The organism is Mycobacterium sp. D16Q13, from assembly GCF_002013375.1.
In the GTDB taxonomy this organism is placed as follows: Bacteria; Actinomycetota; Actinomycetes; order Mycobacteriales; family Mycobacteriaceae; genus Mycobacterium.
Genome location: NZ_MAEW01000001.1, coordinates 321,690 through 347,388 on the forward strand (window position 1 = coordinate 321,690; position 25,699 = coordinate 347,388).

The following is a 25,699-nucleotide window of genomic DNA, read 5'->3' on the forward strand; positions in this document are numbered from 1 at the left end:
TTAACCTCACACGTCGAGTACGCAATCCCCCGACGCTGCGGAAACACAGGTTTGAATCCGCGATCCCGGCTCATGCTCGGCGCCATTGCGCAGGTCTCGTGCATGCCCTTCCAGCAGCGGCACCACACAGGTCTGGCAGATCCCCATCCGGCACCCGAAGGGCATCTGCACGCCGGCCTCCTCCCCCGCCTCCATCAGCGAGGTCGCAGCGTCGGCCGCGCGCTGCTTACCGCTACGGGCGAAGGTGACCAGACCGCCCTGCCCGTGTGGCGCGGCCCGCGACACCGCGAATCTCTCCAAATGCAGCAGCTCGCCGATATCCGCATCGGCCCATACCCGCTGCGCGTCATCGAGCATGCCTTCCGGGCCACATGCCCACGTCTGGCGTTGCGCCCAGTCGGGCACCTCGGAGGCCAGCGATGAGAGATCCACACGCCCCTGAGTCTTCGTCGTCCGCAGCCGGTACCGGTAGGACGGGTGCGCATCGGAGAGCGCCGCGAGCTCCCCGGCGAACATCACGTCACTCTCTGTCGGTGCCGAGTGCAGGTGCACCACATCGGGCAGCGGCAGGTCCGCCGCGGCCGAACGCCGCACCAACGTCCGCAACATCGACATCACCGGGGTGATGCCACTGCCCGCGGTGAGGAACAAGATCGCGGGTGGCGCGGGGTCGTCCAGCACGAAATTGCCCTGGGGGGCCGCCAGCCGGACGATCGTCCCCGGCTCCAGGCCGTTGACCAGGTGCGTGGAGAGGAAGCCTTCGGGCATCGCCTTGACGGTGATGGTGATGGTGCGTCCCGAACCACCGGCGTGCACCGGCGCCGATGTCAGCGAGTACGACCGCCAGCGCCAACGGCCGTCGATGAGTACGCCGATGCCGACGTACTGGCCGGGGTGATAGTCGAAGTGGAAGCCCCAGCCCGGCTTGATCTCCAGGGTCGCGGAGTCACTTGTTTCCTTGTGCACGCTCACCACGCGGCCCCGCAACTCGCGGGCAGACCACAGCGGGTTGGCCAGGCTCAGATAGTCATCCGGCAGCAGTGGCGTGGTAATGCGAGAAGCCAAGCCACGCAAGACGTTTACCGCGGCGTGGCGTGACTTGGGCCCACCCGGGGCCGATGCGTCGAGCCAGGAAGCCAGTTTCACAGCCGATGACCTTCCATTGACGAAGGAGATGCCCAGCGAGGCGTAACCTACGCTACCGTAGGTTACCGGTCGGGAACAGGCCAATCGGCCAGGTCATGGCGCCTACAGCAGGTCGAGCAGGAACGGCAGTTCTTGGGTGGCGTACCAGGCCAGATCGTGGTCTTGCGCATCCCCGACGACCAACTCGGCATCCTCGTCGCCCAGGTCCGCGGCGTCGATCACCTCGGCCGCACGCACCACATCCGATTCAGCCTGCGCCAGATCGACGTGCGCGGCCACCACCGCGGATATCGGCACAGCGGCGGCCAACCGCACCACGGCATCATCCAGATCCGGGCGCAGCTTGGCATCGTCGGCGGTCGCGACCAGCACCGCCCGTCGGGCCGGTAACTCGTCGTCGCCGTCGTGGTTGGCCAGCAGCCGCAGCGAGGCCAGCGCCGCCTCACGCATGGCCACCTCGGACAGCTCATCCTCGTCGCCCGCAGAATAGGCCTCGCGCAGCGCCGGGGTCACCGCGAAAGCGGTGCCGTTCACCGGCCACAATTCGCCGTCGGCCACCAATTCGCGCAGCATCGCTAGCGTCACCGGTATGTAGACCTGCATGGGCATTACTGCGCCGCCTCCAACAACTCGTCGAGCGCCTCGGTGATCAGCACCGGAAGCATGTCCGCATCCGGCATCGCATCACGATCAGCGTTGATTCCGTAATACACGACGCCGTTGTAGGAAGTCAGCCCAATGGACAACACCTGATTACGCAGCAGCGGAGGCACCGGGTAAATCTCTGCCAAGCGCGCACCGCCGATGTACATCGGGGCCTGCGGCCCAGGCACATTCGTAACCAACAGATTGAACAGCCGATTCGGCAGTGTGGTCGCGACGCGGGCCGCCAACGCGTGAAGGGTCGGCGGGACGAATCCGGAGAGCGCCGCCATGTTCGGCACGTCCACCAAACTGAATGCCGCTGAATGTGATTCGGTGGCGTGCGCGATCTGCGACAACCGCACCACGGTGTTGCCCTCACCCACCGGAAGGTCGACGAGAAACGGCGACACCTCGGTAGTGGCGGCGCCCTCGGCGAGAACATCCAGGTCACCATCCCGGTACACCGACATCGGCACCATCGCCCGAATCATCGAGGTAGTGGTGACCGGCTCTCCCCTGCTCATCAGCCAATTACGCAGCGCCCCAGCGATTACCGCCAACACCACATCATTGACATCGCAATCGTATTTGGCACGCACCCGCCGATAATCAGCCAGCTTGGTGGTCACCACGCTGAATCGCCTACTGCGCGAAACGCGTTGGTTGAGTGGCCCGCGCGGGGCGGCACCACGGGCGGCTGTGCGCACCACCTTGGCCATGCGCTCACCCAACTCGCCGATCTCGCCCGTCAGCGACGCGGCGTCGGCGACCGCGCTGCGTACCGCCTCCAGGCGGGCACCGGGGCGCGCCAACCACTCCGAGACCGCACCGGCGACCAGCTCACTAGAGCTCGGTTCATGCTCCGGAACCCAGATATCCTCGCCGAAGTCCGGGGTGCGGGCTGTCCGGTCAAACAGAACCTGTCCGAGTTCGAGCGCGGATTGGCCGTCCACCAGAGCCTGATGCGTCTTGGTGTAGATGGCCAGCCGGTTCTTGGACAGCCCCTCAACCAGGTACATCTCCCACAGCGGCCGTGACCGATCCAGCGGACGAGATGTCAAGCGTGCCACCAGATCTTGCAGCTGACCGTCACTACCTGGGGAGGGCAACGCCGAACGCCGAATATGGTAGGTGATATCGAAATCGACATCGTCCAGCCAGACCGGCCGGGCCAGTCCGAACCCGATCTCCTTGACCCGTTGCCGATAGCGTGGAACCTGCGGGAGCCGGCTCTCCACCAACGCGAGAAGCTCGTCGTACGTGAAGCCACCGCGGGGCTTGCGGATGATCGCCAACGAACCGACGTGCATCGGGGTTGAGCTGTCCTCGCTGGAGAAGAACGATGCGTCAAGCGCGGACAACCTGCTGACCACGATCCGCGCCGCCTTCCCCTAAGAATCTCGCCACTTGTACCCAGCGGCGCCGCTGTCCCGAACGTCCCGCCAACCGTACCCTGGCGCCCTCGGCACCGGCTGTGCGATCATGATCGGCAACGTTCTGCGCCTCTCCAGCAGAGCGAATGAGGGGGCTCATTCACTGGAGGGGAAATGTCTCATCGCTATGTCACCCGGGTGGCCGATTACGAACCGGCGCCGGTGCTGGCCAGCCTGCCGCAGGCCTGTCAATCACCACGTCCGGCAAGGTTGCGCCAATCGCGGACTCGGCCAGCGGGCATCGAGCGCCAGGCACATCTGCGCGAACAATCTCCGCCGCCTGAGGCGGTTGCGTTCGCGGATGCCGCAATGCGCCGGATCCTGGAGGTCATGGATCGGCGCCGGCCGATAATCCAGCTGCGCCCGCTGTTGGCCGACGGGCCCCTAAGCGCGGTCATGGCACGTTCCTCGCGCACCCCCACCACCGCCGCGGCCCGGCTTTGCAAGATCCGGGTGCGCCGCTGCGCGGACGACACCGCCGAGATCTTCGGAACGTTCGAGCGCGGTGGACGCGTCCGGGCGTTCGCCGGGCGCATCCAATCCGTACGGGGTAACTGGCTTGTGGCCGCGTTGCAGCTCGGCTAACGCCGACCGCCGCTAGCGCTTGCGGCGCGACCGCGGCGGCTTGGAGGTGCGGCCCGCGTTGCGCGCCGCTTCCCGACGCTCACGCCGCGTGCCACCGCCCGGGGCCGAGTCACCGCCACCGGCCTCATGCCGGGATTGCGCTGAACCGTCTTCCGCCGGCCCCGAGTACGTGAGCTCGGGCGTAGACTCTTCGAGCCCCTTCGCGCGCAACTCACCCTGCGCGGCTTGCGCTGCGGCGGAAGCGAACTCGGCCAACCCTTCGGGCGCTGCCTGCGGGGCAACGGTTCCATCGGCGGGCTGCTGGACCTCGACGTTGATGTTGAACAGGAAGCCAACCGACTCTTCCTTGAGGCCGTCGAGCATGGCGGTGAACATGTCGTAGCCCTCGCGCTGGTACTCGACCAGCGGATCGCGCTGCGCCATCGCCCGCAGGCCGATGCCCTCCTTGAGATAGTCCATCTCGTAGAGGTGCTCGCGCCACTTACGATCGATCACGCTGAGCAGGATGTTGCGTTCCAGCTGGCGCATCGAGCCCTCGCCGGCCAGCCCGTCGATCTCGGCTTCTCTTGCCTTGTACGCCTTCTTGGCGTCGTCGAGCAGGGCCAACTTGAGGTCGGCGGGGCTCAGCTCGTCGGCCTCACCGTAGGTGTCCGATGCGATGAGTTCCTCGGGCTTCAGACTCACGGGGTACAGCGTCTTGAGCGCGGTCCACAACGCTTCGAAGTCCCAGTCCTCGTGATAGCCGTCAGCAGTGGCACCGTCGACGTAGGCGGCGATGGTGTCGGTGATCATCTCTTCGATCTGCGGCTGCAGGTCCTCGCCGTCGAGGATGCGGCGGCGTTCGGCGTAGATGACCTTGCGCTGCTGGTTCATCACCTCGTCGTACTTGAGGACGTTCTTGCGGACCTCGAAGTTCTGCTGCTCCACCTGGGTCTGTGCGCTCTTGATGGCGCTGGTCACCATCTTGGCCTCGATCGGCACGTCGTCAGGGACGTTCATCCGCGTCAGAATCGTTTCCAGCGCAGCGCCATTGAAGCGTCGCATCAACTCGTCACCCAACGACAGGTAGAAGCGAGACTCGCCTGGGTCGCCCTGACGTCCGGAACGACCGCGCAGCTGGTTGTCGATACGGCGCGACTCGTGCCGTTCGGTGCCCAGCACGTACAGGCCACCGGCCTCCTGGACCTCCTTGGCCTCAGTCTCGGCGGCATCCTTGAACTTCTGCAGCGTCGCGTCCCAGGCGTCTTGGTACTCGTCCGGGGTCTCCACCGGGTCCAGGCCCTGTTCGCGAAGGTGCGTGTCCGCCAAGAAGTCCGGGTTACCGCCCAGCACGATGTCGGTACCGCGGCCGGCCATGTTGGTGGCCACGGTGATGGCGCCCCGGCGGCCGGCCTCGGCGATGATGCGGGCTTCCTGCTCGTGATACTTGGCGTTGAGCACATTGTGCGGAATGCGGCGCTTGGTGAACTGCCGTGAAAGGTACTCAGAGCGCTCCACACTCGTGGTACCGATCAGGACAGGCTGGCCGGCCTCGTAGCGCTCCACCACATCGTCGACGACCGCGATGTACTTGGCTTCCTCGGTCTTGTAGATGAGGTCGGATTGGTCCTTGCGGACCATCGGCCGGTTGGTGGGAATCGACACGACACCGAGCTTGTAGATCTCGTGCAGCTCGGCCGCCTCGGTCTGGGCGGTACCGGTCATACCGGCGAGCTTGTCGTAGAGACGGAAATAGTTCTGCAGGGTGATGGTGGCCAGCGTTTGGTTCTCGGCCTTGATCTCCACACGCTCCTTGGCCTCGATGGCCTGGTGCATGCCCTCGTTGTAGCGCCGGCCCAGCAGCACACGACCAGTGAACTCGTCGACGATCAGCACCTCGCCGTCGCGGACGATGTAGTCCTTGTCGCGGTTGAACAGTTCCTTGGCCTTGATGGCGTTGTTGAGGTAGCTCACCAGCGGCGAGTTGGCCGCCTCATACAGGTTGTCGATGCCCAGCTGGTCCTCGACGAACTCGACCCCGACCTCGTGGATACCGATGGTGCGCTTGCGGATGTCCACCTCGTAATGGGTGTCCTTCTCCATCAGCGGGACAATCCGCGCGAACTCCGGGTACCAGTTCGATGCTCCGTCGGCAGGGCCGGAGATGATGAGCGGGGTACGAGCCTCGTCGATGAGGATCGAGTCGACCTCGTCGACGATGGCGTAGGCGTGCCCGCGCTGCACCAGCTCGTCGAGCGAGTGGGTCATGTTGTCGCGCAGGTAGTCGAAGCCGAACTCGTTGTTGGTGCCATAGGTGATGTCGGCGTTGTAGGCCGCGCGCCGCTCCTGCGGGTTCATCTGCGACAAGATCACGTCGACATCCAGGCCCAGGAAGCGGTGCACGCGGCCCATCCACTCCGAGTCACGTTTGGCCAGGTAGTCGTTGACCGTGACGACGTGCGTGCCCTTGCCGGCCAGCGCGTTCAGGTAGGCCGGCAGCACACAGGTAAGGGTCTTGCCCTCACCGGTCTTCATCTCGGCGACATTCCCGGCGTGCAGCGCGGCGCCACCCATCACCTGTACATCGAAGTGGCGCTGGCTCAGCACCCGCCAGGAGGCCTCGCGCGCGACGGCGAAGGCCTCGGGCATCAGGTCATCGAGTGTCTGGCCCTTCTCCAGACGCCCCTTGAAGTCGCCGGTCTTGGCCCGCAGCTCGGCATCGGAAAGCTTCTCGACGTCATCGGACAGGGTGTTGACGTAATCGGCCACGCCCTTGAGACGCTTGACCATGCGACCTTCACCAAGGCGCAGCAACTTCGACAGCACGTCAATATCCCCTGTACTCGTTAGGACTTGTCAGACTTCAGCGAGTCCCATCGTAGGCGTCGTCCGCACCAGCTTCCCCGAGCAGTCACCCTTGGACGGCCGTCGCGCCATCCGCCAGCACCGCCAGGCGCCGCTCGCGGGCTATGAGGAACAACGGGAACGCGACGCTGATGGCGACGAGGAAGCAGAGCGCGACGTACACCCAGATGTGCTTGATACCCAACCGTCGGGCCTCGACAACCATGAGCACGAGGGCCGCGATCGTGAGCAGCATCAGGTCGTTGGTCAGAGAGCCCGCGACGTGATTTGCATACGCGCTGGTCACGACATCGACCAGCTTCCCGCCGGACGAGATATACGCGATGTTGTGCCACCAGGTGGCAACCACGGCGATCAGCGCTATCGCGCCGTACAAGAAACAGAGGTTTCGGCGAGCAGTACTCACGGACGAAGTATGCGACGTGAAAGGACCCCCACACCAGACCTGGTGCGGGGGTCCTTGGCGCGGTTGACCGCGCGCCCTACTCCCCGAGGCGTATCAGGCCGTAGTCATACGCGTGTCTCCGATACACCACGGACGGGCAACCGGAGGATTCGTCATGGAACAGGAAGAAGTCGTGACCAACCAGTTCCATCTCGTAGAGCGCATCATCGACCGTCATCGGCTTGGCGGGGTGTTCCTTGGTCCGCACGATCTGACCCGGGCCGTGCCCGTCGTCGGCCTCCGCCCCGTTGTGACTGTGTGCGCCATTCACCGCGGCGGGAGGCGTGAAGGCATCGGCGGGCAGAACCTTGGTGGCCTCGGCGAGCGATACCGGCGTCTTGTCTCCGTAGTGAACCTTGCGGCGGTCACGGCCTCGGCGCAAACGGCTCTCCAGCTTGGCGACGGCAGCTTCGAGAGCACTGTGGAACGTGTCGGCACATGCCTCGCCCCGGACGACCGGTCCCCGGCCCCGCGCGGTGATCTCCACGCGCTGACAGACCTTCTTCTGGCGACGGTTCTTTTCGTGTTCGAGTTCTACATCAAAGAGGTAAATGGTTTTGTCGTAGCGTTCCAGACGGGACAGTTTGTCGTTCACAAAAATTCGGAAATGATCGGGGATATCTACGTTTCGGCCCTTGACCACGATGTCGGCTTGGGCCGTCCGCTCCCCGTCCTCGATAGCAACGGATGCCTTTGATGTGCTTGACAACTCATACCTCCGGTACTGAGAGTGCGCTTGCGCTCAACCCATCCGCTAGGGACTAAAGATGTTGGCGATGCGCATGTTTGATGTTTGACGTACGCCGGAGTCGCCTGAAACGCTGAGACGGCAGCCCGCCGGCGCTGGGGTCGGTAACCACCTCCTCCGCCGAATAGGACGCAGGCGTTCCGTGTTGGCCAGTGGTGTGATCGCCCACACGCGGAACGTTCATAGCTTGTTGGCCCCGACGGTAGTCCGTGTTCACTCGCCTTGCCACCGATTCGGGAGAGTCGTTTCGAGATCGTCATACGATCTTTAGGCGTACGTCAGCGTGAGCACGGCAGCGACCCGAAATCCTGCGGATTTCAACACTCTGACTGATTCGGCGACGGTGGCCCCGGTGGTCACGACATCGTCGACCAGCACCAATTCGGTGACCGGCCGCGGGGCCCGGCGCAGCGCGACACGTCCGGCGACGTTGTGCTGACGGGCCGAACTGGACAGCCCCACCGAATCTCGCGCACCCACCTTCATGCGCAGCAGGGACGCAACGTGCACGCCCGGAATCCGGGTGGCGACCGTCGCTACCGCTGTCACCGGATCCCCGCCGCGTCCACGCGCCGCAATCCACCGAGTGGGTGCCGGAACCAATGTCACCGGCCGCTCGACGAGATGCCAGCGCAGAAGCTCCCCCACTCCCCGTGCCAGCACCGCTCCCAACGGAACCGTCAGGTCGCGGCGACCGCGATCCTTCATCGTCACGATCGCCCGGCGCCGAGCACCCGCGTACCGCCCGAGGGACAGGACGGGCACACCCGGATCGACCCGCGTCGTCACCACCACGGGCTCCGCGGTGAACGCGCCCGCACAGGCTTCACACCAGCGGGTGGACGGCGCCCCGCAACCGCCGCAGGCCAGCGGCAGCATCAGATCGAGCATGCGATGACTGTGCGCGCAGGGTCCGACATCTCACCTTCACGCAATTTCCACGTTCCACACCTGCGCCGTGGTGGTATCAACTCTTCATGTCGACAGACCCCGCCGATATCGAAAGCATCCCGTCACGAGCCTTGGGATTGATGACGGGACCGCTGGCACTTCTCGTCGTTGGTTTCAGTTTCTTACCGTGGTGGGGCATCTCCGCGGATATCGGAACTTCGGAACCGATCACCGTCACCGGCATCGGCCGGATGACCGGCGATCCCTCGTTCGCATCACTGTCCAGCGAGGCCGGACAACCAGGGGTCGCGAGCGCCGTCGCGGGCATTCTCATCGTGGTCATAGCAGTCATGTGGACTCGCGGCCGTTTCGGTTGCGTGCGTTCACGTCTGGTGGCGTGCGCGCTGGCCGCCTCGGCTGCCGCGCTGGCCGGTCTCGTGCCGGTATGGCAGGCGTACGTGGCGGAGAACGTTCTGGACGCCATCGGTCTGGCGTCACTGCTCAGGCTCCGGAGCCATTACGGGGACGTTCTCTTTACGTCGTACGGCGCCGCGGTCACCGGCCTCGCCGCAGTGGTGATCGCGACCCTCACCGCGGTAAGCGCGGCACGCGCGCACGCGGCTTGGCGCGTGCCGATCGCCCTTGTCGTTGGCCTCGCCGTCGGCGCGGGCCTCGCATTCGCCATCCATGCGGGCATGCCGCTGCGCCCGAGTTAGTAACTGCGAGGCAGCGCCGCGACCAGCGTCTCGATCTGACTCCGATCCAGCACCGAGACCGTCCCGTCGGGCAGCCCGAGAATCCGGTCGGTGGCGACGCCATAGAGCCGCTGACGCTGGACCGCGGCGTCGATCGCCTCGGCGCGCGCATGCGCATCAGGCGCGGCGATGATCCGGTGCACGGTGGCACCCATGTTGGCCGCGAAGCCCTGGATCATGTCACCGACGCCCTCGGGATCGAACGTCTCGAACACTCCCTCGGCAACCCCGCACGTGATCACCTCGGTGAGCACCGGCCGAAACTTGTCCTCCCAGATCGCCGAGATCCTGCGCAGCAGTGATTGATTCTCCGGCCGCAACATCGACCTCATCGCCGCGATGCTCTCCGGCGCGCCGAGAGCCATCTTCACCTCGTAGCTGGCGCGCAGGCCAGCGTTCAGCCGCTCCAGCGCACCCACCCCCTGCTCGGCGAAGACAGGCCTCAACGCCGCGAAGGCCTGATCCGCGCTGCGCTCCGACAGCGCGGCCACCAGGGCCTCCTTTGAGGAAAAGTAGTGGTAAAAGGCACCTTTCGAAATCCCGGAGGTGGCGATGAGATCGTTGAGACTCACCGTGTCGTAGCCGCGCTCGAGAAACAGGGCCATCGCCAGATCCAGCAATTCGGTCCGGCGTACCTCCGGATGTTTCACCACACGCGGCATGGGTCAGGGCTTCCTGATCCAGCCCACGTATGTCAGATACACGCCGATGAGCGCCAGAACCGCGAAGAAGGCACGGACCGCTCCGACCGCGGGCACCGACGCCTCAACGCCACTTTGCATCAGCTGAGGAAATGCCAGTAGCACAAATCCCCGAAGTGCCAGAAACCAGCCGAACAGCGAGATGATCACCGGCGCGAGGCCCTTCCAGTACTGGTGAAAGGCGATGATCATCAGCCCACAGAAGAGCAGCAGCGCGCCGAAGAGCCACGCCCACATGGGGTCCCTGAAGAAGCTGTCACTGAGGAAGCCGGGCCCACCCGCGCGAATCGCGATGACGGTGGTGACTATGGCGACGAATGGACCGATCACCCGCGCAAACGCGCGCGTGCGCTGGGCCGGAACCCCCGTAGTGGGCGCGGTTGTCATGACGCGAACTCCTTCCGAACGGCGTGAATAGACCACTGGTCGGTATGTTAGACCACTGGTCGGTATACGCGCACGGCGTGCCGCAGAACACCGCTGCCGCCGACTCGATCTGACTAGGCTCGGATTCATGGAGACCCGGACAGCACCCGCCGATGCCGACATCCTCACCTCAAACCTGCGCGTCGCACTCGACGGCCGATTTGGTCCGATACGCGACGCCGCCCGCGAATACCTGAACCGCGCCGACCTGCTACCCGACCCGTCGCTGACGCTCAAGGAGGCGCGCGCGCGATCACTGCAGATCATGCGCGAGCTGGTTCCACACGGCTTACCGCAGGCGGGATTCCGCACGGAGCACGGCGGCACCGGCGACGTCGGGGCCGCGATCGTCGGCATCGAAATGCTCGGCTACGCCGACCTGTCGCTCATGGTCAAGGCCGGTGTGCAGTGGGGCCTGTTCGGTGGCGCGATCGAAAATCTGGGCACCGCAAGCCATCACAAGCAGTACGTGGTCCCGCTGATCAACCTCGATGTGCTCGGCTGTTTCGGTATGACCGAGACAGGCCACGGCTCCAATGTCCAGGCCTTGCAGACCGTTGCCACCTACGACCGCCAGACCGGCGACTTCACCCTCAACTCCGAGGGCTCGCTGGCGCGCAAGGACTACATCGGCGGCGCGGCCGAGCACGCCACCGTGGCAGCGGTTTTCGCGCAGCTCGTCACCGGCGGGCCCGGCGAGGAGGCAACCGGCCGCGGAGTGCATTGCTTTGTGGTCCCGATCCGGAGCGCGGACGGCAACGACCTGCCCGGCGTCACCACCAGCGACTGCGGATACAAGGGCGGCCTCGCCGGGGTCGACAACGGGCGCATCGTGTTCGACAACGTGCGGGTGCCGCGCGCCAACCTGCTCAACAAATATGCGGACGTCGCCGCCGATGGCTCGTACAGCTCGCCCATCGAGAACGAGAACAAGCGGTTCTTCACCATGCTGGGCACCCTCATCCGCGGGCGGGTCAGCGTCGCCGCCACCTCGGGCGCGGCGGCCCGCAAGGCACTGACCATCGCATCGCGCTATGCCCTGGTACGCAAGCAATTCGACACTCCGGATAGCGACGACGAGGTGATCATCGCCGACTACCTGGTGCATCAGCGCAAGCTCCTGCCGTTGATCGCGCGGTCGTACGCACTCGCGTTCGCACAGAACGAACTCACCGAAGAGCTGCATGAAGTACAGACCGCAGATGAGGTGGATGGCGACCGACAGCGCCAGCTAGAAAGCGCCGCAGCGGGTTTGAAGGCGATGACCAGCTGGCACGCCCAGAACACCATCACCGTGTGCCGGGAGGCTTGCGGCGGCGCCGGGTACCTCGACGCCAACCAGCTCACCATTCTGCGGCGCGATATCGACGTGTTCACCACCTTCGAGGGTGATAACACCGTGCTCACCCAGCTGGTGGCTAAGGAACTCCTGTCGGCCTACGGCGAGGACGTACGCGGCCTCAACGCCGTGGGCTGGACCCGGTTTATCGCAAGCATGGCCCGCGACGTGATCCTGGAGCGCTCCGCGGCACGGCAGGTCATCCAGACCATCCTGGACTCCTCCGACGAGGACGTCGAGGAATCCGAGCTGAGCAACCGCGGCACCCAGCTGCGGCTGCTGCGCAACCGCGAGGACCACCTGCTGCGCACTGCGGCCACCCGGATGCAGCGCGCACAATCCGATGACGAGGATCCGTTCGAGGTCTTCAACTCCGCGCAGGACCACATCCTCAAGGTCGGCTCCGCGCACACCGAGCGGGTGGTGCTGGAGTCCTTCATCGAGGCCATCGACAGCTGCGACAGCAAATCGGCACAAGAGCTGCTGGAAAAGCTATGCGACCTGTTTGTATACAGCGTGCTCGAGACCGACCTGTCCTGGTTCCTCATGCACCGGCATGTTTCGACCGAACGGGCGAAGGCCATCAGACGCGGGGTCAACCAACTGTGCGAGGAGCTGCGCCCCCATTTGCGCACCCTGGTGGACGCTTTCGGAATTCCCGAGGCGCTGCTCACCACGGAGATGATCGCCGAGAACTAGCCCGTCAGTACGGGAATCGCCTGCGGCGTCATGAGTGGACGCACCTCGATCCACCGCTCCTCCGGTGTGCCCAGTCCTGTCAGCTGCAGCACGCCACGCGCATCGGCGATGTAGATGATCGCCGGCGAGGCCACAATCGTCGATACCGGAGTCAACAGATTGCGGTCGTCCAGATCGGAGTTCACTCCGTCGAGATTCACGTTGGCCACCAGGTGCGACCCGTCGTTGCGGGCCACCGCGATGTCGTCACCGGTGCGCCAGGCCAGCGACACCGCGGAGTTTCCGAGACCAAAACCAAGACGGCGCGGGTGCACCAGCGCGTAATCACCACTGTCGGTTTGCAGAACCGTCGCCATGATCACCTGGCCGTCGATGATCATGGCGGCACGCGTGCCGTCGCGTGACAACGCCAGCTCGGTGATCTGCCCCTTGTACTTCTGTGCCACCGCCGATGATTCGACAGGCAACACCGCCACCATGGACGTGGTGGCCTCCTGGATGACCCTGACCACCCGGCCACCATCGATAACCACCCACACCGCGTCGTCAAGGGCCCAGGTCGGGCGGGTCAACGTCTTACCGCCGACCGCCTCGCTGCCGTTCGCGCCGTTCGCGCCCACCCACATCGACATCAGCGGATCTTCTCCGGCCTGCACCCGGATCACCGACGCAACCTGACGCCCGCTGCGCGACAGCGCCGCCGACACCTGGCTTCCCACTTGACCGAACGATCCGCGCACCGGCGTTGCCGTGTCACGGTCAACGGTCACCAGCGATCCATTCAGCAGTCCGTAAAGGCCCACCCCTGCGCCCTCCGACGCACCGGGGTCGGTCGATGCGACGTTCTGCGTGCTCCAGCCCTGTGCGAACTGCTCATCCAGCGGAGCACCATTGACCTGCAGGACGTACGGCCCGGCGATGCCGGCCCGCGACAGCGTCCAAATCACCTGCGCGGCAAGGAACTGGCGGGTCCGCTGATCCGGTGTCAGATCGCCTTCCAGCTCGACCCGCACGCCGCCGTACCCGCGCCCCACGTCCACCCTGCTGCCATCGGCGCGTGTCACGGGGCCTCGCAACCGCAGGCCGTTCAGGTGATTACGCACCGCCCCGGCCAGTTCCGGTCGCGGACCGGATAAGAGTTTGTACACCAGCTCGGTGGCCAGCGAATCGGGGTCATTGACCGCCACATAGCGCGGATCGGGCACCACGGTGCGCCCGGCCGGGTCCGCGAAGTACACGGTGTAGCGCCGATAGGTGGCCTGGAACTGCGCCCAGTCCAGGAAGACCCCATTGGGTAGCGAGTCGATTCGCCACTCGCCGTTGACCTTGACCAACGTGAACTGGGGATCTTGGGTATCCCCTTGAGCGGTCTCGAACACCCCGACATCGGACAAGGTGCCCAGTTTGTTGGCGCGCACATTGATCGTCCACCGGTCGAGGCCGCGCTGGTCGGCGAATATCGGCGACTCGATGAGCACCGCGTCGCCCGCGTCATCCCATGTCCGCGAGCCGGATTCGGTAAGGAACTGCCGGGCGGCCCGGTGCCTGTTCAACGGTTCGGCGGTGGCCTTCAAGAACTCGCGCAACACCGTCTCGGGCTCCATCCCCGGTGTGGGTGCCGGCACCCCCGGCGGCAGCGGTCGCTGCACCGTTCCGATGGCCCGCGGAGAAGAGGACGACGGCACCCCGGCGCAGCCGGTGATCCCCAGTGCCACCGCGATGAGGGCGGCGGCCACCTTGCGGCGCATCAGGACGACTCCCGTACGTGTTCGGCCTTGGTACCCGGGGTGCGCATCGGCGTGGTCTCCTGCTCCCCCGGTTGGGTTCCCCGCTCCGCCGGTTGCGTTCCCCGCGAAACCGGCCTGCGCATAGCAGCACTCGGACGGCTCACCGGGTTCAGTGGAAGGGGGCTCGTCGTCACCTTATGCCCGCGAACCAACGGCACCGTCAACCGGAACAGTGCCCCGTTGCCCGGTTCGCCCCACGCCTCCAGGCGTCCCTGGTGCAACCGAGCGTCCTCGACGCTGATCGCCAAACCGAGTCCGGTGCCCCCGGAATGCCGCTTACGCGACGGATCGGCACGCCAGAACCTGTTGAACACCAGTTTTTCCTCGCCGGGGCGCAGACCGACTCCGCGATCTCGCACGGTGACGGCAACGCTGTCGACATCGGCGGCCATCCGGATGGTGACGGGCTTGTGCTCGCTGTGGTCGATCGCGTTGGCAACCAGGTTGCGCAGAATCCGTTCCACGCGACGGGGATCCACCTCAGCGATGATCTCGCTGTCGGGCATGTCTAGCTCCACCACGGTGTCCAGCTCGTCGGCGAGGTGTTTGACCGAGGCCACCACGGTTTTGACGGTGTCACGCAGGTCCACCTGCTCCACGGCGAGTTCGGCCACACCGGCGTCGTGCCGGGAGATTTCCAGCAGATCGGCCAACAGTGTTTCGAACCGGTCCAGCTCATTGGTCATCAGCTCGGCGGAACGCTGCAGCGCCGGGTCAAGCTCTTCGCGGTTGTCGTAGATGAGATCGGCCGCCATCCGCACCGTGGTCAATGGGGTGCGCAGTTCATGGCTGACGTCAGAGGTGAAGCGGCGCTGCAGGTTTCCAAACTCTTCGAGCTGAGTGATCTCGCGTGAGAGGCTCTCGGCCATGTCGTTGAACGACACCGCGAGCCGCGCCATGTCGTCGACACCGCGTACCGGCATGCGTTCGGACAGATGCCCTTCGGCGAACCGCTCGGCAATGCGGGAGGCCGACCGCACCGGCAGCACCACCTGACGGGCGACCAACAGCGCGGCGGCGGCCAGGAGCGCCAGCAGCACCAGACCACCGGTCACCATGGTTCCGCGCACCAGCGAAATGGTGCTTTCCTCGCTCGACAACGGGAAGACCAGGTACAGCTCGAGCGCGGTGACCTTCGACGTGGTCGGCGAACCGATGACGAGGGCCTTCCCCGAGAAGCTCTCGGTGTGCACGGTCGAGTACTGATAACTGACCTGGCCGGCCTTCACGAATTCGCGCAGCGGGCCCGGGATCTGAGTGGCAGGCCCCGACGATGTCGCCTCGCGGGGTCCGTCACCGGGAACCAGCAGGACGGCGTCGAATGCCCCAGCGCCGCCGCCCTCGGAGCCCTTACTGCCGTTCAGCAGTTGGTTACGCGCCAGCTCCAGGCTGCTTTGTAGTGAACGGGTTTCCTCGCCGCCGACATCATCGCTGACGATGACCCGCGCACGTTCCATCTCCTCCGTCGCGACCCGAATCTTCGATTCCAGGATCCGATCGGTCACCTGGCTCGTGAGCACAAATCCCAGGATCAGGATGACCAGGGAGGACAGCGCCAAATTGGACACCACCACCCGCACCTGCAGGGAACGGCGCCAGGTGAACCCGACCGCTCGACTCAGTGCCTTCAGTCCGCGTATCAGTGGTGCCGATCGCCGCTGAATGCGCCGCTTCGAGCTGAAGATCACGGGGGTCCGGCCTTATATCCCACTCCTCGAACGGTCAACACCACGGTCGGATTCTCGGGATCCTTCTCGACCTTCGCCCGCAGCCGCTGCACGTGGACGTTCACCAGCCGGGTATCGGCCGGGTGACGGTAACCCCACACCTGTTCGAGCAGCACATCACGAGTAAACACCTGGCGCGGTTTGCGTGCCAGCGCCACCAGCAGGTCGAACTCCAGCGGGGTCAACGAGATCTGCTCGCCCTCGCGCGTCACCTTGTGCGCGGGCACATCGATGTCGATGCCCGCGATGTTCAGCAGCTCGGCGGGTTCGTCGTCGTTGCGCCGCAACCGGGCACGGATGCGGGCGACGAGTTCCTTGGGTTTGAACGGCTTCATGATGTAGTCGTCGGCACCGGACTCCAGGCCGAGCACCACATCGACGGTGTCGGTCTTGGCGGTGAGCATGACGATCGGCACACCGGAATCGGAACGCAGCACCCGGCATACGTCGATGCCATTCATCCCGGGCAGCATGAGGTCCAACAGAACCAGATCGGGACGCAGCTCGCGAACGGCGGTGAGCGCCTGGGTACCGTCGCTCACCACTGCCGTCTCGAAGCCCTCCCCGCGCAACACGATGGTGAGCATCTCTGCCAATGACGCGTCATCGTCGACAACAAGGATCCTTTGCCTCATAGATCCCATCGTGTCACTAGATCGTGACAAAACCGGGGTACCAAGGGGGCGAGTTGCGAACTAGTCTCCGGCGAGCTGCGCGCGGACCTTGAACTTCTGGATCTTGCCGGTGGCGGTTCTGGGTAAAGCGTCGACGAACTCGACACGTTTGGGGCACTTGTATCCGGCCAGATGCTCCCGGCAGTGCGCGACGAGATCCGGTCCCGTGGGCGGATCGGCCCCTGGGGCCGCCTCGGCGATCACCACCACCGCAGTCACCAGCTCGCCCCACTTCTCGTCGGGCACGCCAACGACCGCGGCCTCCCGAACCCCCGGATGAGATATCAGCGCGTCTTCCACTTCGATGGACGACACGTTCTCGCCGCCGGTAATGATGATGTCTTTCTTGCGGTCCGAGATGCTGAGGTAACCCTCGGACATCGATCCGCGGTCACCGGTGTGAAACCAATTGCCTGCCAACGCTTCCGTGGTGGCTTCCGGCTGGTCCCAGTAACCGTCGAGATTCGTGTTCGACTGAGTGAGCACCTCGCCATCCTCGGCGATCGACACCCGGACACCGATCGCCGGGGCTCCCGCGCGGCCCAGCATGCGCGCCTGCTGACGGTCGTCGAGGTCGGCCCATTCTGACCGAAACCGATTCATCGTGATGAGCGGCGCGGTTTCGGTAAGTCCATAAATCTGGATGAATTCCCAGCCGAGCTCGGCACGCACCCGGGCGATCGTGCGCGTCGGAGGCGGCGCTCCCGCGACGATGATCCGGACCCGGCCCCGGCCCGGAATAGGCCCCTGCCAACGCGCCGCGGCATCCAGAACGGAATCGACGACCGTTGGCGCCGCGCACATCACGGTGACACCGTGTTCCTGCACGCGTCGCAGAATCTCGTCTCCGTCGACCTTGCGCAGCACGATGTGCCGGCCACCCATTCCGGTCGCCGCGTACGGCCAACCCCAGCCGTTGCAGTGGAACATCGGCAATGTGTGCAGCAGAACATCGTCGTCACGCAGCGTGGCATGCAACCCGAAAACGACTGCGTTGATCCAGATGTTGCGGTGAGTGAGTTGCACACCCTTGGGCCGGCTCGTGGTTCCTGAGGTGTAATTCAAAGTGGCGGTGTCTGATTCGGTGCACGACCAGGGTCTCGGATCCGCGATATGTGGCGAGCCGGTTTCACCGAATATCGCGGCGTCATCCTCTCCCAACACGAAGTTGTGGGGGGCGCGCACGGTATCCAGCAGGCCGCGCACCTCCGGGTCCACTATCAGCACCGAGGCGCGCGAATGCTCGATGATGTATTCGATCTCGGCGGGCGCCAAGCGAAAGTTGATGGGCACCAGGATCCGTCCCCACCCGGACACCCCAAAGAACGAGGTGAGCAGTCGCGCACTGTTCTGAGAGACGATCGCCACGCGCTCCCCTGGTCCGACGCCGAGATCATCGAGCGCCGCGGCTTGCCCACGTGCCCGCGCGGCGAGCTGCCGGTAGCTCAACGCTCCCCAGGAGGGCGCCGGTTGCGCCGGCTCGTCGACTACCCCGACACGGTCGGGATAGACCAGCTCGGCACGGTCCAGAAAATCTCGCACACTCAGGTCGAAGAACACGCACCAATCCTGCCGTCCCGCTCCCCATGTGGCGTGGATATCCACGAAGCGCGGGGACATCTTGCCGGTCACTGGTGGACGGGTGTTTAATGAGGGCGCTTTGTTCAGCAGTGGTTCATGTGCGCTTTGCGCCAGCGCCTAGGAGGTGACGCGACTATGTCCGATAGTCAACCTCCGAGTATCCACAGCGCCTTCTAACGCAGACCCGGGTTGCGCTCGAAGGCGCTCTTGTTGCACCACACATGTGTGTGCACTCGAAGCCACTGCGAGAGAACAGGACCCTTCATGAGTCATTGGGATGTCATCATCCGCGTAGCCCTGGGATTTGGCCTGGGTTGTGTCATCGGGATCGAACGGCAGTGGCGCGCCAAGAATGCCGGCCTGCGCACCAACGCGCTGGTGTGCCTGGGCGCGACACTCTTCGTCATCATGGGCGGCTACAGCTTCCATGGCCCCGGTGCCGACCCGACTCGCGTTGCGGCGCAGATCGTTTCAGGCATCGGCTTCCTCGGCGCCGGAGTGATCATGAAACAGGGCGCCACCATCACCGGGCTGAACACCGCCGCCACGATGTGGGCCACCGCCGCCGTGGGCGCGCTGGCCGGCGGCGGCATGTACGACGTCGCGATCGTCGGCACCGTGGCCATCGTGCTGGCCAACGTCCTGTTGCGGCCACTCGGGCATCTGCTGGATCGCCAACCGGCCATCGGCCGCGAGTCCGCGCCCGCGGCATATCTCTTCGAGGTCACCACCACCGATGAAACCGAGGCGCATATCCGGGCGCTCACCGTACAGGCCGTCAACAGGCCTGAATTCGCGCTGCAATCGGTGCGGTCCTATGACGTGGAAGACGGCAAGCATGTGCGCGTGGTGGCGAAGCTGAGCGCCGAAGAACGCAACGACTCGCTGCTGGAGTCCGCGGTAAGCCGCCTGTCCATGGAACCCGCGGTCTCATCGGTGCGCTGGCATGTCGACCGCGAGGAAGAAGCCGAAGCCAGTGAGTGGTAGGCGCTGACGACCCGTCGAGTGTGAAGCCATGGCGGTATTTCGGCCGAATATCCGCCGTGCCTTCACACTCGGCGTAGCAGTTCCTCGGCCAGCGCATCCGGATCGCCGCCGTCGGTGACTACCCACGGGCCGCCCCAATTCCGTTGCGCCAGATCGGCGTATGCCGCGGACACCCGCGACTGCAGATCCGAGTCACGCTCATAGGTGTCGCGGGTGCGGTCGCTGTCCTGCTGCTCGCGCTGCCGCGCCCGCTGCTGGGCGAGCTCCGGGGAAACGTTCAGGAACACTTGCCAATCGGGATGCGGCAGATCGAATCGCTCGTATTCGAGCTCATACACCCAGCGGGCCATCTCGCCGTCGCCGTCCTGATGCAGCCGCGCCGCACCGTACGCGGCGTTAGAGGCCACCCAGCGATCCAGGATCACCAGGTCGTTTGTGCGCTCCAGCCCCGCGAGCTCGTCACGGGCATCGCGCCGGTCCAGGGCGAACAGCAGCCCCATCGCGTACGCGGAGGACACCACATCGCCATGCCCCCCTTTGAGCGACTCGGCGGCGAGGTCGGCGTGCACCGAGCGCCCATAGCGCGGAAAGTCCAGCGTCGCAACGGATAACCCCCGGGCATTCGAGCGCGCTATCAGCTTCTCGGTAAGCGTGCGCTTGCCCGCGCCGTCGACACCCTCGATCGCAATCAGCTGACCCACGGCTGGTCAGCCTACGCAAAGGCCCCCGGCACCGGAGTGCCGAGGGCCTTGTACGAGTTTCTCGATAGATCAGTAGCGGTAGTGCTCCGGCTTGTACGGACCTTCCACATCCACACCGATGTACTCGGCCTGATCCTTGGTGAGCTTGGTCAGCGTGCCGCCGAGAGCCTCGACGTGGATGCGCGCCACCTTCTCGTCCAGGTGCTTGGCCAGGCGGTAGACCTCGTTGTCGTACTCATCATTCTTGGTCCACAGCTCGATCTGCGCGATCACCTGGTTGGAGAAGCTGTTGCTCATCACGAAGGACGGGTGGCCCGTGGCGTTACCCAGGTTGAGCAGACGGCCCTCGGACAGCACGATGATCGACTTGCCGGAGTCCCCGAAGGTCCACAGGTCCACCTGCGGCTTGATGTTGAGCCGGGTGGCACCCGACTTCTCCAAAGCCGCCATATCGATCTCGTTGTCGAAGTGGCCGATGTTGCCCAGGATCGCCTGGTCCTTCATGGCCTTCATGTGGTCCAGCAGGATGATGTCGTAGTTACCGGTGGCGGTCACCACGATGTCGGCATTGCCGATGGCCTCCTCGACGGTCACCACGTCGAACCCGTCCATGAGCGCCTGCAGCGCGTTGATCGGGTCGATCTCGGTGACCTGCACACGGGCGCCCTGCCCCGCGAGGGACTCGGCACAGCCCTTGCCGACATCGCCGTAGCCGCAGATGAGGACCTTCTTGCCACCGATGAGCACGTCGGTGCCACGGTTGATGCCGTCGACCAGCGAGTGCCGGGTGCCGTACTTGTTGTCGAACTTGCTCTTGGTCACCGAGTCGTTGACGTTGATGGCCGGGAACGCCAGCTCGCCGGCCGCGGCGAACTGGTACAGGCGCAGCACACCGGTGGTGGTCTCCTCGGTGACGCCCTGAACCGATGCGGCGATCTTGGTCCACTTGTCCTTGTCGGTCTCGAACCGCTCACGCAGCAGGTTCAGGAAGACCTTGTACTCGGCCGAGTCGTTCTCGTCCGCGGGCGGCACCACACCAGCCTGCTCGAACTGCGCACCGCGCAGCACCAGCATGGTGGCGTCGCCGCCGTCATCGAGGATCATGTTGGCCGGCTCACCGGGCCAGGTGAGCATCTGCTCGGCGGCCCACCAGTACTCCTCCAGCGTCTCGCCCTTCCAGGCGAAGACCGGGGTGCCCTGGGGCTCCTCCGGGGTGCCATGCGGCCCGACGACGATGGCCGCCGCCGCGTGGTCCTGGGTGGAGAAGATATTGCAGGACGCCCACCGCACCTCAGCACCGAGCGCGACGAGCGTCTCGATGAGCACCGCGGTCTGGATGGTCATGTGCAGCGAGCCGGAGATGCGGGCGCCCTTGAGCGGCAACACTTCCGCGTACTCCCGACGCAGCGCCATGAGGCCGGGCATCTCGTGCTCGGCGAGACGGATCTCCTTACGGCCGAACTCGGCCTCGGAAAGATCAGCCACCTTGTAATCAATGCCGTTGCGTACGTCGGCCACCAGCTCGGTCATCGCCACCTCAATCGCGTCTCGTGAATATTTCTTGCATGTCAAGGCAACTGACACACACGGGTCCGTCACCAGGTTAGCGCGTGTGAGCGATAGATAGTTAGATCAGGTAGCGAGATTTATGGACGCGCAGGTCACTGGGAGCCCGTCCCGCTTGCGGGGGCCTTATCGGCAAGTACGTTGGCCTCGACGAACGGAGACAACAGGCGCGCCATATCGAGCGCCACATCATGATCCGATTCGGGCGGCATCGACACGTAACTCATCGCCAGCCGCACAATCGACCGCGCGAGGATCGCGGCGTCCTCTTCACTGGCCGACACCCAGCTGTTCGCGAACGACTCAGTCAATCGGACCGATGCCGGCAACACGATCAAGGCGCTGTCCACCGTCACGAGGCGCATGAGCTCAGGCTTGGCCTCACCCGTCAGTAATGCGATGACCATGGGATCTGCGGCGCTCTCGGCGAAGAATGCGGCAAACCCCTGATGTAGCGCGCCATGGATATCGCCGACATTGGCATATATCGCGTTGTTGACGGAGTCGGCCAGGCGCAGCGCCAACCGCAGCGCGTATCCCTGGGCCAGCCCCTGCCGGGAGCCGAACTCGTTGTACAGCGTCTGCCGACTGACTCCCGCCCGACGGGCCACCGCGGACATCGTCACCGCCGACCAGTCCTGATGCCGCAGCAGATCCCCGAGTGCATCGAGAACCGATTCGCGAAGCAGCGCCCGCGCGGCCTCGGCATACGGCACTCGTGGCGTCACACCGGGGAGCCTGACAGGGGCGCTCGCAGTCGTCAATGCGCCCCTCGCAGGCAACACATCTGTCATGGCCGCGCGATCTCCACCATCACGAAGTCGGCCTTCGCGGCGCCACAGTCCGGGCAGCTCCAGTCCTCGGGAATGTCGTCCCAGCGCGTACCCGCCTCGATACCGTCCTCCGGCCAGCCCACAGCCTCGTCGTACTGGAATCCGCACTGCATGCATTCGTACAACTTGTAGTCGTTCTCGCTCATGAGTCCGCTCCTACTACTTCCTCAAAATCTACTTTCTCGCGCACTCCGCAGTCGGGGCAGCACCAGTCGTCGGGAACCCCCGACCACGCCGTCCCGGCCGGGAATCCCTCGCGAGGGGCCCCCGTGCTCTCGTCGTACACGTACTGACATACGGGGCAACGGTACTGGGACATGTCAGGCCGCCTCTTCCGTCACGCCGTACTTGGCCAGAATCTTCGCGCGCTTGCTCGGCTGGACGTTCACCTTGGTGATATCGCCGTTGTAGTGGTCCAGCACCCGCTGATCCATGATCTTGCGCCACAGCGGCGGGAAGTACGCCAGCGTCAGCATCGTCGCGTACCCGCTGGGCAGGTTCGGAGCACCGTCCATGCTGCGCAGGGTCTGATAGCGCCGCGTGGGATTGGCGTGGTGGTCGCTGTGCCGCTGCAAGTGGTACAGGAAGATGTTGGTTACCAGGTGATCCGAGTTCCAGCTGTGCTTAGGGGTGCAGCGCTCGTACCGTCCGCCTGCGACCTTCTGCCGCAACAGCCCGTAGTGCTCCAGGTAGTTCACCGTCTCAAGAAAGGTGAATCCATAGATGGCCTGAATGATCAGGTACGGGATGACCGCGGTGCCGAAGATCGCGATGGTGACCCCGAACAACACCACCGTCATCAGCCAGGCATTCACCACATCGTTGCTCGGGTGCAGCACAAAGCGATTCAGCCGCTTCATGCGCGTGGCCTCCAGGTTCCAGGAGGACTTCAGACTCCCCCAGACGCTGCGCGGCCAGAAGCCCCAGAACGTCTCGCCGAATCGCGAGCTGGCCGGGTCCTCAGGTGTCGCGACGCGCACGTGGTGTCCACGGTTGTGCTCGATGTAGAAGTGGCCGTAGAACGTCTGCGCCAGGGTGATCTTCGAGAGCCAGCGCTCCAGTTCGTCTTTCTTGTGTCCCATTTCGTGGGCGGTGTTGATACCGACTCCACCGAGAACACCGATGGATAGCGCGATGCCCAGCTTGGAGATCCAGCTGATGCCGTTATCGAACCCGATCCAACTCAGGTCGGTGGCGGTGAAGTAGTAGGCCCCCAGGAAGAAGCTCGCGTACTGGAACGGAATGAAGATGTAGGTGCAGTACCGGTAGTACTTGTCGTTCTCCAGCGCCTCCATCACCTCGTCGGGTGCGTTCTCGCCGTCGGCGCCAAAGCGCAGATCCAGCAGCGGCAGGATCACGTACACCAGCAGTGGACCGATCCAGAAGAAGAATGGCGAGAACTGCTGCCATCCGAGCTGGTTCATCGCATAGACAAGAGCCGTCGCGATGAAGATCGCGGTGGGCGGGATCATGCCGTACAGCCACATGTGGCGCTTGCGGTCGCGCCACTGGACGGGCAGGTCGTGGGCTGCATCAAGGTTTGACGTCATCGTCACTTCTCCTCGGTTCAAATCTTCGTGAGGTGCGTCACCGAACGGATTTGACGATAGGACATGATTCGTCGCTTGTCTAGACAAATGAGTATGTTTTGTAAAGCGCCTGGTGGTGCGCGTCACCCAGAAGGGACCCGCGAAGAAGGAGGTGAGTTACTGCTCGACGGCCACGCGAAGCCCGAGCACCGAGTGCCGGCGACTGTAGGCGAAGTAGACGACCACGCCGATGGCCATCCAGGCCAACGCGAACATCCAGGTACGCACGGCAAGGTTGAGCATCAACCACCCGCACGCCAGGATCGCGACGACGGGGAGCCACGGCACCCCCGGCGTGCGGAAGCTGCGGGGCAGATCGGGACGGGATCGCCGCAACACGACGACACCGGCCGACACCAGCACAAAGGCGAACAGCGTGCCGACGTTGACGATCTCCTCCAGGCCCTCGATCGGGGTGAGGGACGCCGCTATCGCGACGAGGAAGCCCACGATCAGGGTGATGCGTATCGGCGTACCGTGCGATCCGGTCCGCGCGAGCTCGCGCGGCAGCAGTCCATCGCGACACATCGCGAAGATGACCCGGATCTGTCCGAGCATCAGCACCATGACCACCGTGGTCAGCCCGGCCAGCGCACCGATCGCGATGACCTTCGCTGCCCAGTCGACACCGTTGAGGTGAAATGCCGTGGACAGGTTCGGATGCGAATCGGCCGCCCGCAGATCGCTGTACTTGACCATCCCGGACAGCACGACCGTGACCGCGACGTACAGGACGGTGACGATGACGAGCGAGGCGATGATGCCGCGCGGCACATCCTTCTGCGGGTTCCGTGTTTCCTCCGCTGTCGTGGCGACGACATCGAAGCCGATGAACGCGAAGAACACGATCGATGCGCCCGCCAGCACCCCGAACCAGCCGTACTGGCTTCCGGAACCGCCGGCGATGAACGAGAACAGGGACTGATCCAGTCCGGTCCTGCTGGAGCTCCCCGCCTCCGCCGGCGGGACGAACGGTGTGTAGTTGGACGCCTTGATGAAGAAGGCACCGACGATGATCACCAGCAGCACCACCAGAACCTTGACGGTGGTGATGACGAGAGACACCCGTGAGGACAGCTTGGTGCCGACAGCGAGCAGCACCGTCAACACCGAGACAATGAGAAATGCCCCCCAGTCGATCTTGAGCGCTCCGAGATGCACTGCGCCACTGGAGAACCCAAACACCGTACTCAGATAGCTCGACCAGCCTTTGGCGACGGTGGCCGCGCCCACCGAAAACTCGAGAATGAGGTCCCAGCCGAGAATCCAGGCGGCGAACTCACCGAACGTCGCATAGGAGAACGTATAGGCGCTGCCGGCAACCGGAATGGTCGATGCGAACTCGGCGTAACACATGGCGGCCAGACCGCACCCGATCGCGGCCATGATGAACGAGAGTGAGATCGCCGGACCGGTGACATTGGCCGCAGTCGATGCGGTGACGGTGAAGATACCGGCTCCGATGACCACCGAGACCCCGAAAACGGTGAGGTCCCACCACGTTAGGTCCCTACGGAGCTTTGTTTCCGGCTCGTCCGTGTCTGCGATCGACTGTTCAACAGACTTCGTTCGCCACAATCCACTACCTGGCATTACG

At 64.6% G+C, this 25,699-nt stretch carries 24 protein-coding genes; 4 read left to right on the forward strand and 20 right to left on the reverse strand.

The window, feature by feature from the left end:
• Window positions 1–6: 6 nt before the first annotated feature.
• The 3 genes from B4400_RS01605 to B4400_RS01615 form a co-directional block, all read right to left on the reverse strand.
• Window positions 7–1,146 carry a ferredoxin reductase gene (locus B4400_RS01605; RefSeq protein WP_078308727.1) on the reverse strand — a complete coding sequence of 380 codons (1,140 nt, stop codon included), beginning with the start codon at window positions 1,144–1,146 and terminating at the stop codon, window positions 7–9.
• Window positions 1,147–1,248: 102 nt separating this feature from the next.
• A complete protein-coding gene (locus B4400_RS01610) occupies window positions 1,249–1,749 on the reverse strand; it encodes a DUF6912 family protein (protein WP_078296765.1) in 501 nt (166 codons plus the stop codon).
• A 5-nt stretch (window positions 1,750–1,754) separates the two neighbouring features.
• Window positions 1,755–3,164, reverse strand: coding sequence for a WS/DGAT/MGAT family O-acyltransferase (locus tag B4400_RS01615; protein ID WP_078308726.1), 1,410 nt, complete (start codon window positions 3,162–3,164; stop codon window positions 1,755–1,757).
• A 174-nt stretch (window positions 3,165–3,338) separates the two neighbouring features.
• Here B4400_RS01615 and B4400_RS01620 point away from each other — a divergent pair, with 174 nt between their 5' ends.
• Window positions 3,339–3,809, forward strand: a complete 471-nt coding sequence (locus B4400_RS01620; RefSeq protein WP_078308725.1) for an Rv3235 family protein — start codon at window positions 3,339–3,341, stop codon at window positions 3,807–3,809.
• A 12-nt stretch (window positions 3,810–3,821) separates the two neighbouring features.
• Here the strand turns inward: B4400_RS01620 and secA are convergent, their stop codons facing one another.
• From secA to B4400_RS01640, 4 genes are all read right to left on the reverse strand, one after another.
• Window positions 3,822–6,614: a preprotein translocase subunit SecA gene (gene secA, locus B4400_RS01625; RefSeq protein ID WP_078308724.1), complete on the reverse strand. Its 2,793-nt coding sequence runs from the start codon at window positions 6,612–6,614 to the stop codon at window positions 3,822–3,824.
• Window positions 6,615–6,699: 85 nt separating this feature from the next.
• On the reverse strand, window positions 6,700–7,059 hold the full coding sequence (locus B4400_RS01630; RefSeq protein ID WP_078308723.1) for a DUF2834 domain-containing protein: 360 nt from the start codon (window positions 7,057–7,059) through the stop codon (window positions 6,700–6,702).
• A gap of 76 nt (window positions 7,060–7,135) precedes the next feature.
• A complete protein-coding gene (gene hpf, locus B4400_RS01635) occupies window positions 7,136–7,807 on the reverse strand; it encodes a ribosome hibernation-promoting factor, HPF/YfiA family (protein ID WP_078308722.1) in 672 nt (223 codons plus the stop codon).
• Window positions 7,808–8,113: 306 nt separating this feature from the next.
• Window positions 8,114–8,737: a ComF family protein gene (locus tag B4400_RS01640; protein ID WP_078308721.1), complete on the reverse strand. Its 624-nt coding sequence runs from the start codon at window positions 8,735–8,737 to the stop codon at window positions 8,114–8,116.
• A gap of 86 nt (window positions 8,738–8,823) precedes the next feature.
• Here B4400_RS01640 and B4400_RS01645 point away from each other — a divergent pair, with 86 nt between their 5' ends.
• Window positions 8,824–9,453 (forward strand): hypothetical protein, encoded by a 630-nt coding sequence (locus tag B4400_RS01645; protein WP_078308720.1) that lies wholly within the window; start codon window positions 8,824–8,826, stop codon window positions 9,451–9,453.
• Here the strand turns inward: B4400_RS01645 and B4400_RS01650 are convergent.
• A complete protein-coding gene (locus tag B4400_RS01650; protein ID WP_078308719.1) occupies window positions 9,450–10,154 on the reverse strand; it encodes a TetR/AcrR family transcriptional regulator in 705 nt (234 codons plus the stop codon). The genes B4400_RS01645 and B4400_RS01650 overlap by 4 nt on opposite strands.
• 3 nt (window positions 10,155–10,157) lie before the next feature.
• Window positions 10,158–10,580, reverse strand: coding sequence for a hypothetical protein (locus tag B4400_RS01655; RefSeq protein ID WP_078308718.1), 423 nt, complete (start codon window positions 10,578–10,580; stop codon window positions 10,158–10,160).
• 127 nt (window positions 10,581–10,707) lie between these two features.
• Here B4400_RS01655 and B4400_RS01660 point away from each other — a divergent pair, with 127 nt between their 5' ends.
• Window positions 10,708–12,657 carry an acyl-CoA dehydrogenase family protein gene (locus B4400_RS01660; protein WP_078308717.1) on the forward strand — a complete coding sequence of 650 codons (1,950 nt, stop codon included), beginning with the start codon at window positions 10,708–10,710 and terminating at the stop codon, window positions 12,655–12,657.
• Here the strand turns inward: B4400_RS01660 and lpqB are convergent.
• From lpqB to B4400_RS01680, 4 genes are read right to left on the reverse strand one after another with little or no spacing between them, the layout of a single operon-like run.
• Entirely contained in the window at window positions 12,654–14,408 is a 1,755-nt protein-coding gene (lpqB, locus tag B4400_RS01665) for an MtrAB system accessory lipoprotein LpqB (RefSeq protein WP_139360079.1), read from the reverse strand. The two genes, B4400_RS01660 and lpqB, sit on opposite strands and share 4 nt — an antisense overlap.
• The gene (gene mtrB / locus B4400_RS01670; RefSeq protein WP_078308715.1) at window positions 14,405–16,132 is read right to left on the reverse strand and encodes an MtrAB system histidine kinase MtrB; all 1,728 of its coding nucleotides are present in this window, start codon (window positions 16,130–16,132) and stop codon (window positions 14,405–14,407) included. Before mtrB ends, lpqB begins: the two co-directional genes overlap by 4 nt.
• A complete protein-coding gene (mtrA, locus tag B4400_RS01675) occupies window positions 16,129–16,815 on the reverse strand; it encodes a two-component system response regulator MtrA (RefSeq protein WP_014850711.1) in 687 nt (228 codons plus the stop codon). The genes mtrB and mtrA overlap by 4 nt, the downstream gene beginning before the upstream one ends.
• A 51-nt stretch (window positions 16,816–16,866) precedes the next feature.
• On the reverse strand, window positions 16,867–18,405 hold the full coding sequence (locus B4400_RS01680) for an AMP-binding protein (protein WP_078308997.1): 1,539 nt from the start codon (window positions 18,403–18,405) through the stop codon (window positions 16,867–16,869).
• A gap of 285 nt (window positions 18,406–18,690) precedes the next feature.
• Between B4400_RS01680 and B4400_RS01685 the strand changes: the two genes are divergently transcribed.
• Window positions 18,691–19,413, forward strand: coding sequence for an MgtC/SapB family protein (locus tag B4400_RS01685; RefSeq protein ID WP_078308714.1), 723 nt, complete (start codon window positions 18,691–18,693; stop codon window positions 19,411–19,413).
• A gap of 62 nt (window positions 19,414–19,475) precedes the next feature.
• Here B4400_RS01685 and B4400_RS01690 read toward each other — a convergent pair whose 3' ends face one another.
• The 7 genes from B4400_RS01690 to B4400_RS01720 all read right to left on the reverse strand — a co-directional run bounded on the left by B4400_RS01690 (window position 19,476) and on the right by B4400_RS01720 (window position 25,695).
• Window positions 19,476–20,114 carry a dTMP kinase gene (locus tag B4400_RS01690; RefSeq protein ID WP_078308713.1) on the reverse strand — a complete coding sequence of 213 codons (639 nt, stop codon included), beginning with the start codon at window positions 20,112–20,114 and terminating at the stop codon, window positions 19,476–19,478.
• Between the two features lie 69 nt (window positions 20,115–20,183).
• Complete coding sequence (gene ahcY / locus B4400_RS01695; protein ID WP_078308712.1) at window positions 20,184–21,644, reverse strand: adenosylhomocysteinase; 1,461 nt, start codon at window positions 21,642–21,644, stop codon at window positions 20,184–20,186.
• Between the two features lie 131 nt (window positions 21,645–21,775).
• Entirely contained in the window at window positions 21,776–22,396 is a 621-nt protein-coding gene (locus tag B4400_RS01700; RefSeq protein WP_078308711.1) for a TetR/AcrR family transcriptional regulator, read from the reverse strand.
• Between the two features lie 74 nt (window positions 22,397–22,470).
• On the reverse strand, window positions 22,471–22,659 hold the full coding sequence (locus B4400_RS01705; RefSeq protein ID WP_078292346.1) for a rubredoxin: 189 nt from the start codon (window positions 22,657–22,659) through the stop codon (window positions 22,471–22,473).
• Window positions 22,656–22,832, reverse strand: coding sequence for a rubredoxin (locus B4400_RS01710; RefSeq protein ID WP_078308710.1), 177 nt, complete (start codon window positions 22,830–22,832; stop codon window positions 22,656–22,658). The genes B4400_RS01705 and B4400_RS01710 overlap by 4 nt, the downstream gene beginning before the upstream one ends.
• Before the next feature lies 1 nt (window position 22,833).
• The gene (locus B4400_RS01715) at window positions 22,834–24,063 is read right to left on the reverse strand and encodes an alkane 1-monooxygenase (RefSeq protein WP_078308996.1); all 1,230 of its coding nucleotides are present in this window, start codon (window positions 24,061–24,063) and stop codon (window positions 22,834–22,836) included.
• A 156-nt stretch (window positions 24,064–24,219) separates the two neighbouring features.
• Window positions 24,220–25,695, reverse strand: a complete 1,476-nt coding sequence (locus tag B4400_RS01720) for an amino acid permease (RefSeq protein ID WP_078308709.1) — start codon at window positions 25,693–25,695, stop codon at window positions 24,220–24,222.
• Window positions 25,696–25,699: the final 4 nt, after the last annotated feature.